Genomic DNA, 15,618 nt, shown 5'->3' on the forward strand with positions numbered 1-15,618 from the left:
GGGGTCGTCCGGCTGCCTGGGTGCGACTCGGGGGCTACCTTCCTGGCGGACCTCTTTCTCCCAGGGAGCGGTATGGGCCTGCTGGCACACACGAGTCTGCGTCTCGCCGAGCGCGCGGGAAGCCGCCGGGGATTGGAAGCGCTGGGCGGCATGCCCATTGGCGCGCTGCGCAGCACCTGGCATCGGGTGAACGACCTTCGCATCCACACGCGCGTGTCCGCGCAGCCGGTGCCGGGGCGCGCGTGGAGCGTCGTCCTCCTCCATGGCCTCGTGGCCTCCAGCATGTACATGGTGCCCACCGCCATGGGACTGGCGCCGTACTTCCGCGTGTACGCGCCGGACCTGCCGGGCTTCGGCCGCAGCGAGAAGCCGCGCCGTCCGCTGGACGTCGCCGGGCTGGCGGACTCGCTCGCCGCGTGGATGGACGAGGCCGAACTCGAGCGTCCCGCCCTCGTCGCCAACTCCTCCGGCTGCCAGTTCGCCGTGGACTTCGCCTCGCGCTACCCGGAGCGCTGCGGGCCCCTGGTGCTGCTCGGCCCGTCGCTGGACACGAGGCACCGAGGCACGCCGGCGCAGATGGTGCGCCGGCTCATGGACGGCGTGCGCGAGCCCGCCTCGCTCGGCGTCATCCTCGCGCAGGACTACCGCACCTTCGGCGTCCTCCGCGCGCTGCGCGCCGTGCGCACCGCCCGCCAGGACGTCCCCACCGACAAGCTGCCCCACATCCGCACGCCCGTGCTCGTGGCGCGCGGAGAGAAGGACCGCGTCGTCCCGCGCGCCCAGGCCGAGGCGCTGGTGAAGAGCCTCCCCCAGGGCCGCCTGGAGGAGGTGCCCGGCGCCGGCCACACGCTCAACTTCAACTCGCCCGAGGCCGTGGTGAAGCTCATCCGCCGCTACCTCTACGAATTGGAGGCGCGCGGCGAGGCCCAGCCCTGACTACGCGGCCGACACCGCCACCGAGCCCAGCCCCTCCACCGTGAGCTGGACGCGGTCTCCGGGCTTCAGCATGTGCGCGGCGGTGGCCGCGCCCGCCAGGACGATGCTCCCGGCCGGCAGCACCTGTCCGCGCTCGGCCAGCAGCTCGCACAGCTGGAGGAGGGACACCACCGGGTCGCCGGAGATGGCGTCCGAGCGCGCCGCCTGCACGACCTCGCCGTTGACGGACATCTTCATCTCCAGCCGCGTCAGGTCCATGGCGCGCGGCGGGTGCTCGGCGGTGCCCAGCACGAACAGCGACGACGACGAGTTGTCCGCCACCACGTCCGGCAGGGAGAAGTACTTGAAGTCGCGGTAGCGCGAGTCGAGGATTTCCATCGCCGCGAAGACGGACACGCACGCGTCCAGCGCCTCGTCGCGCGTCACCTTTCCCTTCAGCTCGCGGCCGATGCGGAAGGCAATCTCCGGTTCAATCTTCGGGTGGATGCCCTCGGACAGCCGCACCACGCCGTCCGCCGGCACCTGCATCCGGTCCGTGAGCACGCCGTACACGGGCGAGTCCAGGTTCATCTGCCGGCGCTTGGCCTCGGAGGTGAGGCCCATCTTCAGCCCCACCACGCGCTCGCCCCGGGACAGGCGCAGCCGGATGCCGGCCTCCTGGATGGCGTAGGCGTCCGGCAGCGACAGCTGCGGCACCTCGCGGGTGAGCGGCGCCACCTCGCGGCGCTCCAGCCTCGCGGCGTCCAGCGCGCGGGCAAGCTCCTGGTGGTCCACGGTCGCGGTCATCCCCTTCCCTCTCTCTGTCTAGCGGTTGAAAGCCACTACGGTCATGAAGCCCAGCGTCGCCAGCACCGCGAGCGCGATGACGGCATACACGCCCGTGCCCAGCAGCCGGGCCTTCTGGACGGTGAACACCCGGCCCATTCCCCGGTACACGACGGCGATGCCCGCCAGGAACGTGGCCGCGGTGAGCACGAGCGTCACCATCATCCCGATGCCCGCGCGCGCGCCCGTCGCCTTGCCCGCGATGAGCAACCCCACCATCAGCCACAGCCCGGACAGCACGAGGCTGCCCCCGAGCGTCCCTCCTCCGACGAGCAGACTCCGCAGGGCCACGCCCAGCCCGGCCTTGAGGCGGGCCTTCATGTCGCGTCCGCCAGCTCGAGATTCATTCCCAGCAGCTCCACCATGGGCACGTCCCGGCGCTCGCGCCCCGGGCCCTCGTCCCGCGCGAACAGGGGCGGCACGAAGCTGTAGCCCCGGTCCGGGGACAGCGCGGCCACGTCCTTCTCCCAGCCCGGCCAGCGGAAGTCCTCGTAGAACTTTGCCAGGTCCCCGGTGAGGAGGAAGGCGACCAGCTCCGAGTAGCTGTCCACGAGCCGCTCCCACTCCAGCGTGTCCGGCGCGAGGTAGTACGCCGCCCCGCGGCCCTCGCCGAGCGCGCCGCCGTCCAGCGCGAAGAAGCCACCCAGCACGTCGTGCGCCACCAGCATGGCCCCATTGAAAGGCTCCACGAGGGGCCGGCCGCCCAGCCCATTCCACCGCGCGAGGTCTCCCTCCATGCGCGCGCAGCCCCCACCGAGGATGCGCACCCAGCCATGGTCCACCAGCAGCCCGCCCGTCTGGAACGCGATGGCGCCCATCGGCGAGCGCGTCGTCACCTGGAGCGCGAGCAGCACCTCGGCCCCGCGCCGCGGTGACACGTCGAGCACCTCCACGGGCTTGTTCGCGCCGTCGAGCCACTCGCGCACCACCGGCCAGCCGGGCTCCTTCGCGTTGATGAGCTCGTCCAGGGTCTTCGTCATGGGTGGGAGGCTATCCGAGACGCCCGGCGTCCGGGGACCTTGTATGCATGCCGACGGGCGCAACCCACACCCGTGAATACTGGCCAGCACCCGCCGTCGTAGCGCATAACGCCTACCGCCCGCGGCCGGAGCGGGCCATCAGCTTCGAGGACCCTCTTCATGCGACACACTTGGATTATCGCGGCAGTGCTCCTGACGGCGACGGTGGCCAGTGCCCGGGAGCGGAGAGGCCGGAACTACCGTGACGACGGCGTGCACCAGCACGACGGCTTCTACCTGCGCCTCCAGCTGGGCGGCGGCTACACCCACGCGGGCGTGGCCGACGAGGACTTCGCCGTCAAGGGCGGCGCCGCCGCCATCAACGCGGAGTTTGGTGGCGCGCTGTTCGAGAACTTCATCCTCTACGGCAAGCTCTACGGCACGTCCGCTCCGAACCCGGACATCGAGGTGGGGGACATCACCGTCGAGGGCCGGAACGAGGACACGAGCCAGAACGTCGGCGCGCTGGGCGCGGGCATCGCGTACTACATCATGCCCGCCAACGTGTACCTGTCGGGCGCGCTCTCCTTCGCCCAGCTCAGCGTCAACGAGGACGGCGAAACCGTCGCCGAGACGGACATCGGCGGCGCGCTGCACCTGGGCATCGGCAAGGAGTGGTGGGTGAGCGACAACTGGGGCCTGGGCATCGGCGCCGAGGTCGCCTTCGCCCGCATCCCGGAGCAGGACGACGTGGTGGACTGGAACGTCGTCAACGCGATGGTGTTCTTCACCGCGACGTTCAACTGACGCCGCGCGCTCAGGCCTGCTGGTTGAGGGAGGCGGCGAGGGAGCGCACCGCGAAACGCGGGCTGAAGCGCACCATCACCGCCCCCAGCCAGTTGAGGACGCCGTGCACCGCGAGCACGCGGCCTCGCATCATCGCCGCGTAGGCGTCGGCGGCCACGTCCGGCGCCTTCGCCACACCAGGCCGCTGGAACAGGCGCGTCTTCGCGTTGCCGGCCCGCTGGGCGAACTCGGTGTGCGTGGCGCCCGGGCAGTGGCACGTCACCGTCACGCCGGTGCCCTTCAGCTCGTGCGCCAGCGCCTCCGAGAAGGACACCACGAAGGCCTTGGTGGCGAAGTACGTGGCCATGTACGGCCCGGGCTGGAAGCCGGCGGTGGACGCGATGTTGAGGATGCGCCCGAAGCCGCGCTCGCGCATGGGGCGGGCGAAGAGGTGCGCCAGCTTCAGGAGCGCGGTGCAGTTGACCTCCACCATCTCCGCCTCGCGCGCGAGGTCCTGGTCGAGGAACGCGCCGGTGGAGCCGAAGCCCGCGTTGTTGACGAGGAAGTCCACCGCCAGCCCCCGCTCGCGCACGGCGTCGAAGAGCCGCTGGGGGGCGTCGGGCTGGCCGAGGTCCGCGGGCAGCACGTGGGCCGTCACGCCGTGGTCCTTCTCCAGCCGCGCAGCGAGCGCCTCCAGCTTCCCGGCGCCGCGCGCCACCAGGATGACGTCGTGCCCGTCCCGGGCGAAGCACTGCGCGAACTGCTCTCCGAGACCCGCGGAGGCTCCGGTGATGAGCGCCACCTTGCGCGACATGATGTTCCCTCCTCGCCCCCGTTATAGCCGAGCGGCCCGGCGGGCGTGACGGGAGGACTTCCATCAGGGGTTGCGGACGCCACCGGGTTGCACCAGGCGAGCCGGCGAGCCCCTCGACGGAGCGCCGCCGCACCCTTGCTGGCGTGTTCGCCGGTGGCGAGCTTCCCAGCGTCCACGGGGGGAGCCCCGCCACACGGCACGCGCGGCACGCGCCTGCCCACCCAGGGGGGTGCAGCGCATGAGGGGGGTCGCGGTCACCGTCTTCGTCATGTCCCTGCTCGCCTCACCGGCGGCGCTCGCGTGCACCACGTGCCGCCCTGCGGTCCAGGCCGGCATCTTCGACGAGCACTTCTGGGGCCGGCTCGCCCTCACCGTGCTGCCCTTCCTCGTCATCCTGCTCGTGGTGGCCGTGCTGTACCGCGTGCGGCCGCGGACACTTCCTGGAGAGGAGCCACTCGGATGAGAGCGTTGAATCGGGGCCCATTGCTGTCCGCGGGCGTGCTGCTGGGCGTGGGACTGGGGGGCTTCTTCGACGGCATCCTCCTGCACCAGATACTCCAGTGGCACAACATGCTCTCCAGCCACCTGCCTCCCGATGACCTCGTGAGCGCCAAGGTGAACATGTTCTGGGATGGCCTCTTCCACGCCTTCACGTGGATGATGACGCTGGCCGGCGTGATGATGCTGTTCCGCGCGGGCCGGCGCCCCGACGTGCCGTGGTCCTCGCGCAACCTCACCGGAGCCATGCTCGGCGGCTGGGGGCTGTTCAACCTCGTCGAGGGCGTCATCGACCACCAGCTGCTGGGCCTGCACCACGTGAACCCGGGCCGGTATCAGTTCGAGTGGGACATGGGCTTCCTCATCTTCGGCGCCCTGCTGATGATTGCCGGCTGGCTCATCGCCCGCGGCGGACGTCGCGAGCGGACCGTCCGGGGCGCCATCCGGGGAGAGCCCCTCGGGGCCCATTGATTCCGGACGAGGTGTCCCCGTGCCCCGGGGGCCGGGGCCCTCCTCGGCCACGAGCGCCTTCCAGAGCACCCGCCCCATGGGCTGGATGTTCTCCAGCGCGCCCTGCTCGTCTCCCCGCGCCACCGCCCGCACCAGCTCCGCCAGCGCTCCCCAGATGAGCCCCTCGCCCACCTGCACGCTTCCGGGCGCCAGCGATCCCTCATGCTCACCTTGCGCCAGCACCTCCCGCACCAGCTCCCGAGCCTGAGTGCCCAACGCCTCCGGCTCCAGCGAGTCCGGGTGCCAGTGCATGAAGGTGAAGTGGAACAGCTCCGGCTTGCGCGTCGCGCACCACGTCAACGCCTCCCAGAAGTTGTCGAAGGCCTCGCGGAAGCCTCCCTCCAGCCGCTCCAGCTCGAGGTACCCGCGTGCGATGCGGCACAGCTCCCCCTCGGCCCACTCGCGCACCTGCCGGGCGAAGCCCGCCTTGCTGCCATAGCTCCGGTAGAAGCTGCCCACCGACATGCCCCCCGCCCGCGCCAGTTCCTCGGCGCGCACGTGGCCGTAGCCGCGCTCGGCCAGCGCCGCCGCCGACTCGCGCAGCGACACCTCGTCCAGGTTCTCCAGGCCCCACATCCCCATCGAGGTCCACGTCCTCATCCCCATCCCCCGGGCCGCCCTCTCGCTGGAGGAATCATTCCTCCACGACGACCCTTCTACCGGAGGGGGCTGACATGCCAGGGAGGGTGGGGCCCGCGCCCGGGGAGGACCTGGTGGGTCATCCGGCTCGCGCTCCGTCGCTCCGTTCCAGCCCTGGGCGGCGGCGGGCGGCGGGTGCTCGCGGTTCCCGGTTGTTGCTGGAGACGCGCGGACCCTCACCGGGTTCGGAGTAGCGTCGGCCGACATGTCGCCAGAGGAAGCAGCGGAGCGCATCCAGTTCCACGCGGGGCCTGAATCCGAGGCGTTCCTCGGCATGTTGAGGCCTTTTGGTGGCGTGAGGCGCGAGGTGCTCGCCGACCTCGAAGGGGCTCTTCGCGCGGCCGCGCCCCTTCTTCAGCAGCCACAGGTCGAGCGCGGCTTGATGGGCGCGCTCCTCGCCATCATCCACCTCGGGCGCGCCTGGGCGCTGGAACCCGGTGGAATGCTCCAGGGGAACCACCTCATCAGCGCGGAGGAGCAGGAGCTCCTCTCGGGCTTCCTCCACAGCTTCGCCTACGCCGTCTTCTGCCTGCTGGACGGGACGGGTGAGGACGTCGCGTTCGAGGACTTCCTCGCGCCGTAGTCCGCACCTTCAGCGAACGGCGCCGTCCGTGAAGCGCACGCCGGCTCGCGCGAGGAGGACGTCATCCGAGAGCTGCCACAGGGCCACGGCGCGGTTCTGCTCCCGGGTGCCACCGAAGTGCAGACCGATGACGGTGTTCGACTCCAGGTCCACGACGGGTGAGCCCGAGCTGCCGCCCAGCGTCGAACAATCATGGGCGAGCTGCTTCACGTCCGGGTCGACGGAGAGCAGCTCGCCCGGCTGGAGCCGCTTCACGCCGAAGACATTCTCGAAGTAGCGCAGCAGCACCTCCGGCGGCGTGTTCGTGTGGTCCTTCATCGGGTAGCCCACCGTGTAGACGGCGCGAGGAGCGGTCGTGTCGGGCTTCGTCGCCGCGAGCCGCAGGGGCGTACGCGGCGCCTGTCCCCGCGCCGGGCCCAGGCGCAGCAGCGCGAGGTCGTGCTCGGGGTGGATGGCGATGACGTCCTGGATGGAGAGAACCGCCTGCACGTCGCGCTCGTGTTCACCCAGCCAGTCGATGCGGGGAGCCACGCCCAGCATCAGGGACCAGCCCGCGCCCCGCTCCCGGCTGAAGGCCACGGCCACATGGCGGTTGGTCATCACCACATCCTCGGCGACGAGGAAGCCCGTGCCGAGCATCCCCACGCCAGCGAGCTCGATGCGGCCCGTCGATTCGATGGTCGCCTCGATGCCCTCGCGGTGGTTCTCGAGTCGCTCCCAGCCCACGGGCGGAGTGCCGAAGCTCCCGTTGCGGACGCGCAGCGCGGGGCGTCCGAAGAAGGCGACCACGGTTTCGAGCGCGGTCTGCTCGGCGGCTTCGATGGGAGCGTCTTCGCCCTGCTGCTCCAGCCGCTCCAGGACGTGGGCGCCTGTCTCCAGCAGGGCGCGCAGTTCCTGGCGGAGGGAGGCACGGTCCGCCTTGCCCACCAGGGCCGTGGGGATGCGCCACGTCGGAGGGAAGTGCGCCTCCACCAGCGCGTCCACGCCCGCGGGGTTCAGGGCCTGACGCACCCGGGACACGTTCGGGAGCGTCCGTGCGGCCCGGTGCATCAGTGCGCGGCTTCGCTCATCTGCTGGCATGGGGGCTCCTTCGCAGTGCTCACGGGGTTGGAGTTTCCGCGGACTTCAGGTCCGTGGACGATGCGCAATACTCGCGGACCCGTGAGTACTCGGGCCGGTTCGCCATCAAGGCGCAGGCGTCCCGCAGCAACTCGTTCCGTCTCAGCGAGAAGAACCGGGTTTCTTCCGCGTCGAACGTCACGATTCGGTCTCCCTTCGGGCTCGACCGCACCTCTCCCCAGGTCATCGCGCCATGGAGCGTCGTGATTCGTCGACCGTCACGAGCGGACCAGAGCTGCAGGCTGGGCAGCTCATTTCCTGTCAGCCCGAAGTAGTCCCCGGCGAACCAGAGGCGGTGCCTCGAGCCTCCCGCCAGGGCGATGCTCTCGACCTGCCGCCAGCCCGGGAACTCGAACAATCGGATGCTCCCGCCAGCAACGAGAACGAACCGGGAGCCGTCTGGAGTAAACGCGAAGGTCTCCACCACCGACCCGGCTTGAAGACCGGGGAGATTCATCTGTGCTCGCCCCCCCCTGACGGTGTCGAACGCCACCAGCCCGCCATCCTTCTCGGAGAGGAGCAGTAGCAGGCGCGAGTCCGGTGAGAAGGCGATGTCCCCGGGGGAGAGGGCAGCAGGTGGCAGCTCCATCAACCGGTCTCCCGTCACGCCGTCCCAGAGCCCGGAGCCAGTGACATCCCTGGAGAGGGTTACCAGACGCCCTCCATCCGGAGAGAAGCGCACGACCGCATCGTCGGTCAGGCGTGGCAGTTCCCTGACACGCTGACAGTCCCGGGTCGAGCCCAGGAAGCTGGGCTCTTCATGCCGCGAAATGAGGAAGCGCTCCCCCTTGAAGGACACCTGCATGCCACCCAGCGTTCCTGACAGGTCCGGGGTCCTGCAGAGCTCCTCTCCAGTCTCGCTATCGTGGATGCGTACGGTCCGCGGTGAAGCCACCCCATCCGCGCCCAGCACGAGCAGCAGCCGGCCGTCCGGGGAAAAGGTCGCTTCATGGACCAGCCCCAGTTCGCGTCGCGGGCGCCCATCCGCCGCGGACCACAATACCGCTCCATCTTCCTGGCTCGTGGTCAGGAGCGAGCGTCCATCTGGAGAGAACGTGAGCCCGGCCCAGGGCTGCTTGCGCGCGCTCCGAGACGCCATCATGACTGGGGCGTCCCGAAGGAGGAGGCTCTCCGCTGGCGAGCTCGGGAGGTTCCACAACCACAGCTTGTCTCCGCAAGCCACGGCCAGGCGGCCATCCGAGGAGAAGGCAGTGGTCAATTCATCGCGAGACCCGGCGTTGCAGCCCTCCAGGTACACCATGCGCGAGCTATACCGTTCCCTATCGTAGAGTGACAGGAGCCACGTGGAGGGCGACTGGTCGGGCTTGAGCCAGACACTCCATCGGGCGTCAGGAGAGAGGTCCAGCTTTTCATGTTGGCTCTCGACCCAGCGGTCGATGTGGCGCGTGCGCCGCTCCAGGCCAGAGGCCGTCGCGGCCAGGAGGAAGCTCCCTCCCGCTCCCGAAGAGAGCTGCACGGGGACCTTCCCATGCAACCGCGCGCGGAGCAGGAACAACGGTGGAGACGGACGCCGCGGCGTGGAGAAGAAGGGGCTGTCCAGATTGAGGGACTCGACGGGGTCCAGTTGCTGAAGTCGCCTTCCATCGGAGAAGACGACCGTCTCCGTCGTGAACTCCTTCCAGAACCTGCCGCGCACGGCGGGCTTGCAGAGTTCGTGCTGCTGAGCGGACGTGGCCTCCCGGTCGAAGCCGGTCACGGAGCAGTCGTCCTCGGAGAAGAAGGGCATGAAGATGTGTCCACCCACGTCCCCGAGCAGGCGGTGCTCCCGGTTCGACCGGATGTTCCACACCAGGAGCCTGCCATTGACCCGACTGTCTCCCAGGACCGCCAGCCTTCCGGAAGACGAGAACCCCAGCGTGGGCCCCGTGCCGCCGCTTTCGAAAGGCTGGCACCTTCCCGTGGCCGTCTCGAAGAGACAGGTGCGATTCAGCCCTGCGACCAGGGCGTGCCTTCCATCCGGAGAGAGCACGGCCTGCTCACAGGCCGCCTGGAGCTTCAAACGGGGCCCCAGGGGCTTAAGGGTCTTCACGTCCCACAGTTGCGCCGTGCCATCCAGACTCGCCGTCAGGACCCGGTCTCCGGACGCGTTGAAGGACACGGCCGTGATTTCCGCCGTGTGGGGTCGCTCGATGGGCTCGTGCAACAACTGGTCGTGCCAGCGTACAAGCCGGCCGTCCGCCATGCCCAGCCAGAGCGAGGCATCCCGGGGAGAGAAGCTGAAGGCGTGCGTCGTACGGGCCCATTCCCCAGCGGCCAGGAGGGCTGACTCGCCGCAGCCGGAAGGGCAGAGCTCGCGCGAGTCCAGTTCGGCGAGCATGGCTCCATCCATGGCACCCCACACGCGTGTGACGAGCCGCCGGGAGCCAGCGAGGAGGCCTCGCGTGACGATGTACCGCTCACTTGGCGAGAAGGCCGCGACGACTGCGGACTCTTCTTCCGGAGAGGCGGGAGCCGATTCCCCCGGAGCGCGGGCGGATGAGACCGGAGGCTCGCCGCCCATCGAGAGCGGCACCGAGTAGCGGAAGGCGGAGATCGCCTGATGGAGCGCACCCACCGTCTCGTCCGCCGCGGGGTCCACGCCCGGAAGGCGCGCGCCAGCCAACGCGATGGCCCTTACCAGGGACTCCACCTCCCGGCCGGGTCCACCCGCGAGCCGTACCACCTCGTCGGCGGCGGCGATGCGGTCCCGTCTCAGCTCCTCCCGCTCGCGGGCCTCCTGCTCGGCACTGCCCGCGTCCACCGCTCCATCCCCCGGACGATGGCTCCACCAGAGCGAATCCGCCATGTTGAGGAGCAGGCTGAGCACAACAAGGCCCACCACGATCCCGAGGTATTGATTTGCCCTGGATGCGAGGACCTGCTCGCGCCGTGTCCGTTCCTCGTCCGCCTGTCTCCGGGTGCGCTCCGCTTCCTCACCACACGTGATGAAGCGCGTGGCCAGCGCGCTCACCTCGCCCGGGTGCGCCGCGAGCATGTCTCGCGCCGTGGCCAGCTCCGAGCCTCGCAGGAGCCGTTCCTCCGCCGCCGTGCTCCCGGACGCACGCGCCACCGCGTCCCAGCGCTCCGCGTCCGCCTGCACCTCCGTGTACCAGCGCCGGAACACACGGTCCCGGCTCCGCAGGTCCGCGAAGTGCTTCCAGTGCGTGAGCAGCGCGTCGTGGATGAGCTCCACCGTGTCCTGCTGCCGCTGCCCATCTCGCGACGTCACCAGCAGGCGCCCATTCACCAGCACCTGCAGCACCGCGTCCACCTCCGCCTGCCCGCCGAGCCGCTCGCGCAATGTCTCGATGGGGACGCGTCGCCCCTTGTCCTCCAGCAGGTCATCCGCGACGCCGAACTGGATGAGCTCCAGCAGCAGCCGGTCCGCCAGCTTCCGCTCCGCCGGCCCGAGCGTCTCGTAGACGCCGTCCGCCCACCGCGCCAGCATCCCCAACAGGCCCGTGCTGGCGTTGAACGCCTCCAGCGTCACCGCGCCGTCCCGCGACGCCTGCCACAGCTGCGTCATCGTGACTTCCAGCAGCGGCAGCACCGTGGCGCGAGCGCCCGCGCCCGTCTCCACCGGGAACTCCTGCTGCGCCGCCTGGACGATGGTCTCCACCACCTCCGGCGGCTCGAAGCGCAGCCCCACCTCCCTCGCGGGTCCGGCGATGATGTCCCGCAGCTCGGCCGGCGTGAGCACCGCGGGCACCTGCACCCGGTGCTCACCCAGCAGCGACCGCAGCGCCGGAGCGCGTTGGGACAGCAGCGCGTCGAAGCCCTCGCGCAGGGCCACCACGCACGTCACCGGCAGTGCCTCGTCCTTCAGGCCCGCAAGCTGCTGGAGGAAGCGCTGGCGGTGCTCCTCCTCCGCGCCACCACCACGCAGCAGCAGGTCCTCCAGCTGGTCGATGACCAGCACCAGCCGCTGCTCTGCTTCCGGGTGCTCCGAGCGCCAGCGGCGCAGCCGGCTCGCGAGGTCCTGCCCTCCGTCCGCGCTCGCGGGCAGTCCCGCCTTGTCCAGCGCCGCGAACGGCTCCAGCCCGGGACGGAAGGTCCGCACGTCCCAGCGGGCGCTGCCCGGAATGAACGTTCCTTCCTTCAGCGCGGGCACGAGCCCCGCGTACAGCAGCGACGACTTGCCGCAGCCCGACGGCCCCGACACCTCGACGAAGCGGGGCAGCTTCTTCAGCAGCGGCAGGAGCTGCTCGTGCAGCACGCGCTCGCGCCCCTTCCAGAAGCGGGCGTCGGACTCGCGGAACGACGCGAGGTCCCGGTACGGACAGTCCTCCGACGTGCGCAGCTCGGGGCACTGCTCCACGAGCAATTCCACAGGCGACGCGTACGCCTCGCGCAGGCCCTGCCCGTCCATCCGGAAGCGCACCACGCCCACCACGCGCCGCGTCTGCTCGTCGAACAGCGGCCCGCCGCTGAAGCCCTCGCGGATGTTCGACTCCAGCAGCAACAGCTTGCGGAAGGCGCCCTCCCCCGTCGCGTAGCCGATGGTGCCGTGCGCCCAGGTGCCCGTGTCCTCGTTGCCCTTGGGGAAGCCGAAGGCGGTGAAGCGGTGGTCCGCGCTCCGGGCCGCTTCGCCCAGCGGCAGCGGGCGGAACGCGCCCCGCAGCGGACGGTTCAGCTCCAGCACGGCGAAGTCCGCCACGCTCTCCGGGCTGGAGGACTCGGGCCGCAGCTTCGCGGTGACCTTCTCGTGAGTCTGAAGCACCTCCAGCGCGATGGCGCCGCGCTCGCCGTCCGTGAGGCTGTCGAGGACGTGGGAGCACGTCACCACCAGCGTGTCGGAGACGAGGAAGCCCGTGCCGAGGACGCTCTGCCGGTCCCGGCTCAGTACGCGCACGATGCCGTCGCGGAGGTCGCTTCCCTTCATCGCCCGGCGGCGACGTTAGCACGCACCGGGCCCAGGCCCGCTCCCGGTTGTGACGGAACTGACACAGTGGAAATGCAGGCAGGTCAGGAGGGCGTGGTAATCCGGGCGCTTCCCCACCCTGGAGAATCCACCATGACGCTTCGCAGTCTCACGCTCGCCTGCCTGTTCGCCCTCGGGGCCACGGCGTGCAACCCCACCCAGGACACCGAGCCCACGGCGGAGGAGCTTGGAACTTCCACCGGCGCCGCGGCCGTCACCCGCCTCGACGCGGCGATTGGCGACAACACGCTGAGCTTCGAGACGCTGGGCACCTTCGAGGAGCGCAACGGCCGGCGCGTGCTCGTCATCCGCGCCACGGCGAACCGCTACCTCCAGGACGTCTTCAGCTTCGTCCCCGATGACGCCTTTGGCGAGGCGAACATCATCAGCGAGCGCCGCTTCGAGGTGGTCCTCCCCGAGGGCCATGAGCTGAACTCGGTGCTCTCCGGCCTGCCGCTCTTCATCGCCATCGACACGAACACGGGCTCGCCCCGCCGGTACTACGCCCGCATCGTCGTGGCGCCGCGCTTCTTCGACTTCCGCGGCTCCAGCGCCCTGTTCATCGACGAGAACGTGAACCCCGTCTACGTGCGCAACGGCACCGACGTGCTCGTCTACCGCGGCAAGGTGGACGGGGCCGTCAGCTCGCTGTCCGTCACCGCGCCGGACGGCACGCCCGTGGTGACCGCCGTGGACGCGGACACCTTCCGCCTCGACTGGCAGTACCCGGCCGTGTACCAGGCCATCGACCCGCACACCACGCCGCTCACCTTCACGGCCACGCTGCCGGACGGGACGAGCGCGGTGAAGACGGCGCGGCTGGTGGCCCGGGTGACGGAACTCGCCGTCACCGATGGCGACCCGTACTACGTGTGGCCGTCCCCGCCCTGCCAGCTCGCCGCCTACAACTGCATCCGCGCGCTGCCCACGAACACGACGGACTACGCGGCGTGCGGCACCTACCGCGAGGTGTCCCGCTGCATGTACGCGAACACGTGCAGCGGGGTTCCCCCGCAGCCGCTGTCGCTCACGGAGATTGATGCCTCGTCGCTCGAGTCCGCGCGCGTGGCCTGGAACGCCGGCTCCAACCCCTACTCCTGGTCCTCCATCACCGGCATCGACGCCTACGTCGCGCCGATGTGCCCGTCCGCGCCCATCACCCTCCAGGCGCTGTGGCAGCAGCTCACCGACCTGGGCATGAACCTGCCCTACTTCTACTGGGGCTACGTTACCGACCGGAGCGGTGTGGACTTCGGCGGCGGCACCCGGGGCGCCGCGTTCATGTCCGCGCTCGACACCTTCGCGGGCACGGGCCCCATCCAGGCGTGGATGGGCTCCGAGGAGATTCCCTGCCACAACTGCCACGCGTTCCGCGACTACACCCTGCTGTACTACCCGAGCTCCGGCAAGGTGCTCATGCTGGTGGGCGAGTCCGGCTACGACTCCTGAGCCGGTGTAGCAACGGGGAGCCCATGGCCTTCACCGTGGGCTCCCCCGCGCGCCTACTTCCGCCGCTTGCGCACCACCACCCGTGAGGACTTCTTCGCCGGTTTCTCCGCGGCCACTTCCTCGGCGGGCAGCGACTCCAGCCAGCTGCGGACCTCCTTCGCGCGCGGCTCGCGGCCAGCGGCGGTGAAGTGCTCCGTCGCCTTCGCCGCCACCCCCCGCGCCTCCTCGGCCTGCCCTTCCTTGAAGAGAGCCCGGGCCAGCGCGAAACCCGACTCGCCCAGCGAGTCCTCCTCCGCGTCCGCGAAGCTCACCGCCTGCCGCAGCGGCTCCAGCGCCTCGCGCGTGCGCCCCAACCCCAGCAGTGCCTGGCCCACGCCGTCATACGAGTACTGGAGTTCCTCCGCGCCCGGCTCCAGGTGCTGGCGCTTCATCGCCAGCGCCGCCTCGTACACCTTCAGCGCCTCCTCGTAGCGCCCGAGCCCGAGCAGGCTCATGCCCTCCTCGTCCAGCGCCTCCGCCACCTTCACGTGCCCGTCCCCGAGCAGCTCGCGATGGATGGCCACCGAGGCCCGCGCGTGCTCCAGCGCCCGCGGGAAGTCCTTCTGCTCGCGCAGCGCCATGGACAGCGCCTGGTGACGCCGCGCCACGTCCAGGTGCTTGCGCCCCAGCGCCGCCTCCGTCTGCGCCAGCGCCTCCTCCAGCACCTTCACCGCGCCCGCGTACGCGCCCATCTCCAGCAGCGTCCGTCCCAGCGTGAAGCCCACCCGCGCCCGCTTGGGGTGGCCCGGCTCCAGCGTCCTCGCCAGCAGCGCCGACGCCTCCTCCAAGGCTCCACGCGCGTCCTCGGGCCGGCCCTCCATCAGCGCGAGGTTCGCCCGGTTCACCAGCAGGTCCGACTCCAGCACCGCGTCCCCGCCGAGCCGCTTCACCGTCGCCATCCCCAGCCGTCCCCACTGCTGAGCGTGCTCGAAGCGCTCGCGCTCGCCCTCCACGAAGACGAGCTTGTTGAGGACGGACACCTCCAGCCGGTCCGCCCGCCCCGCCTCCGCGTCGAGGACGGCCTGCTCCAGCAGCTTCGCGCCCGCCTCCTTCTCTCCCTGCAGCGCCTGGAGCCAGCCCAGGTGGAAGCGCGCCTCCGCCACCAGCGGCAGGTAGCCCGTGGCCGCCGCCTTCGGCTCCAGCGCGCGCGCCTTCTCCAGCGCCTGGGGAACGCGGCTCGTGTCCAGCAGCGCCTTCACCTCCGCCAGCCCCGCCTCCAGCGACTCCACTTCCGCGCGCTTCGCCGGATCCTGCGGGCGAGGCTGCTGGCCGGTGAGCGCCTCCAGGTCCGCGCAGTCCAGCGGCGAGGGCAGCGCGTACGCCGCGTCCAGCGCCTTCTCCACCCCGGGCCGCTCCACGCTCGCCAGCGCGTCCACCAACGCGCGCAAATCCTTGCGCCGCCGCTCCAGGCACACCACCCGCTGGGACAGCAGCTCCTCCGTCTGAACCTCGTGCACCCGCGTGGCCTCGCACGCCTCCGTGTGCTGCCGCGTCCACGTGCTCGCGTACGCATCCAGCACCCCGCCCACCCGCGCCGCCA

General features: G+C 70.6%; 13 protein-coding genes and 1 pseudogene. 6 read left to right on the forward strand and 8 right to left on the reverse strand.

The features are described from left to right. The coding region (locus HG543_RS40740; RefSeq protein WP_211194497.1) for an alpha/beta fold hydrolase at window positions 1-936 on the forward strand (936 nt) is incomplete at its 5' end. Here HG543_RS40740 and HG543_RS40745 read toward each other — a convergent pair. From HG543_RS40745 to HG543_RS40755, 3 genes are read right to left on the reverse strand one after another with little or no spacing between them, the layout of a single operon-like run. Continuing rightward, on the reverse strand, window positions 937-1,722 hold the full coding sequence (locus HG543_RS40745; protein WP_169350330.1) for a 2-keto-4-pentenoate hydratase: 786 nt from the start codon (window positions 1,720-1,722) through the stop codon (window positions 937-939). 18 nt (window positions 1,723-1,740) lie between these two features. Next, entirely contained in the window at window positions 1,741-2,082 is a 342-nt protein-coding gene (locus HG543_RS40750) for a hypothetical protein (RefSeq protein ID WP_169350331.1), read from the reverse strand. Beyond that, the gene (locus tag HG543_RS40755; RefSeq protein WP_169350332.1) at window positions 2,079-2,741 is read right to left on the reverse strand and encodes a DUF2625 family protein; all 663 of its coding nucleotides are present in this window, start codon (window positions 2,739-2,741) and stop codon (window positions 2,079-2,081) included. The genes HG543_RS40750 and HG543_RS40755 overlap by 4 nt, the downstream gene beginning before the upstream one ends. Window positions 2,742-2,900: 159 nt before the next feature. Here HG543_RS40755 and HG543_RS40760 point away from each other — a divergent pair, with 159 nt between their 5' ends. After that, complete coding sequence (locus tag HG543_RS40760) at window positions 2,901-3,527, forward strand: hypothetical protein (protein ID WP_169350333.1); 627 nt, start codon at window positions 2,901-2,903, stop codon at window positions 3,525-3,527. 10 nt (window positions 3,528-3,537) lie between these two features. Here the strand turns inward: HG543_RS40760 and HG543_RS40765 are convergent, their stop codons facing one another. Continuing rightward, on the reverse strand, window positions 3,538-4,320 hold the full coding sequence (locus HG543_RS40765; protein WP_169350334.1) for an SDR family NAD(P)-dependent oxidoreductase: 783 nt from the start codon (window positions 4,318-4,320) through the stop codon (window positions 3,538-3,540). Between the two features lie 238 nt (window positions 4,321-4,558). Between HG543_RS40765 and HG543_RS40770 the strand changes: the two genes are divergently transcribed. Together HG543_RS40770 and HG543_RS40775 are read left to right on the forward strand one after the other, a co-directional pair. Then, complete coding sequence (locus HG543_RS40770) at window positions 4,559-4,783, forward strand: hypothetical protein (protein ID WP_169350335.1); 225 nt, start codon at window positions 4,559-4,561, stop codon at window positions 4,781-4,783. Next, window positions 4,780-5,289 carry a DUF2243 domain-containing protein gene (locus tag HG543_RS40775; RefSeq protein ID WP_169350336.1) on the forward strand — a complete coding sequence of 170 codons (510 nt, stop codon included), beginning with the start codon at window positions 4,780-4,782 and terminating at the stop codon, window positions 5,287-5,289. The genes HG543_RS40770 and HG543_RS40775 overlap by 4 nt, the downstream gene beginning before the upstream one ends. Window positions 5,290-5,751: 462 nt before the next feature. Here the strand turns inward: HG543_RS40775 and HG543_RS57065 are convergent. Continuing rightward, window positions 5,752-6,243 (reverse strand): annotated as a pseudogene (locus HG543_RS57065) (helix-turn-helix domain-containing protein); the annotation flags it as partial. Between HG543_RS57065 and HG543_RS40785 the strand changes: the two are divergent. Next, on the forward strand, window positions 6,173-6,550 hold the full coding sequence (locus tag HG543_RS40785) for a hypothetical protein (RefSeq protein WP_169350337.1): 378 nt from the start codon (window positions 6,173-6,175) through the stop codon (window positions 6,548-6,550). The pseudogene HG543_RS57065 and the gene HG543_RS40785 overlap by 71 nt on opposite strands. A gap of 9 nt (window positions 6,551-6,559) precedes the next feature. Here the strand turns inward: HG543_RS40785 and HG543_RS40790 are convergent, their stop codons facing one another. Together HG543_RS40790 and HG543_RS56590 are read right to left on the reverse strand one after the other, a co-directional pair. Then, a complete protein-coding gene (locus tag HG543_RS40790; RefSeq protein WP_169350338.1) occupies window positions 6,560-7,630 on the reverse strand; it encodes a trypsin-like serine peptidase in 1,071 nt (356 codons plus the stop codon). 19 nt (window positions 7,631-7,649) lie between these two features. After that, entirely contained in the window at window positions 7,650-12,551 is a 4,902-nt protein-coding gene (locus HG543_RS56590; RefSeq protein WP_169350339.1) for an nSTAND1 domain-containing NTPase, read from the reverse strand. A 132-nt stretch (window positions 12,552-12,683) separates the two neighbouring features. Here HG543_RS56590 and HG543_RS40800 point away from each other — a divergent pair, with 132 nt between their 5' ends. Beyond that, entirely contained in the window at window positions 12,684-14,039 is a 1,356-nt protein-coding gene (locus tag HG543_RS40800; RefSeq protein ID WP_169350340.1) for a hypothetical protein, read from the forward strand. Window positions 14,040-14,092: 53 nt separating this feature from the next. Here the strand turns inward: HG543_RS40800 and HG543_RS40805 are convergent. Beyond that, window positions 14,093-15,618: tetratricopeptide repeat protein (locus HG543_RS40805; RefSeq protein WP_169350341.1), on the reverse strand; the 1,526-nt coding region annotated here is incomplete at its 5' end.

This window comes from Pyxidicoccus fallax, from assembly GCF_012933655.1.
Taxonomy (GTDB): domain Bacteria; phylum Myxococcota; class Myxococcia; order Myxococcales; family Myxococcaceae; genus Myxococcus; species Myxococcus fallax.

Coding starts and splice junctions, on each gene's coding strand:
- HG543_RS40745 (WP_169350330.1), bottom strand. CDS start 1,722: ATGACCGCGACCGTGGACCACCAGGAGCTTGCCCGCGCGCTGGACGCC.
- HG543_RS40750 (WP_169350331.1), bottom strand. CDS start 2,082: ATGAAGGCCCGCCTCAAGGCCGGGCTGGGCGTGGCCCTGCGGAGTCTG.
- HG543_RS40755 (WP_169350332.1), bottom strand. CDS start 2,741: ATGACGAAGACCCTGGACGAGCTCATCAACGCGAAGGAGCCCGGCTGG.
- HG543_RS40760 (WP_169350333.1), top strand. CDS start 2,901: ATGCGACACACTTGGATTATCGCGGCAGTGCTCCTGACGGCGACGGTG.
- HG543_RS40765 (WP_169350334.1), bottom strand. CDS start 4,320: ATGTCGCGCAAGGTGGCGCTCATCACCGGAGCCTCCGCGGGTCTCGGA.
- HG543_RS40770 (WP_169350335.1), top strand. CDS start 4,559: ATGAGGGGGGTCGCGGTCACCGTCTTCGTCATGTCCCTGCTCGCCTCA.
- HG543_RS40775 (WP_169350336.1), top strand. CDS start 4,780: ATGAGAGCGTTGAATCGGGGCCCATTGCTGTCCGCGGGCGTGCTGCTG.
- HG543_RS40785 (WP_169350337.1), top strand. CDS start 6,173: ATGTCGCCAGAGGAAGCAGCGGAGCGCATCCAGTTCCACGCGGGGCCT.
- HG543_RS40790 (WP_169350338.1), bottom strand. CDS start 7,630: ATGCCAGCAGATGAGCGAAGCCGCGCACTGATGCACCGGGCCGCACGG.
- HG543_RS56590 (WP_169350339.1), bottom strand. CDS start 12,551: ATGAAGGGAAGCGACCTCCGCGACGGCATCGTGCGCGTACTGAGCCGG.
- HG543_RS40800 (WP_169350340.1), top strand. CDS start 12,684: ATGACGCTTCGCAGTCTCACGCTCGCCTGCCTGTTCGCCCTCGGGGCC.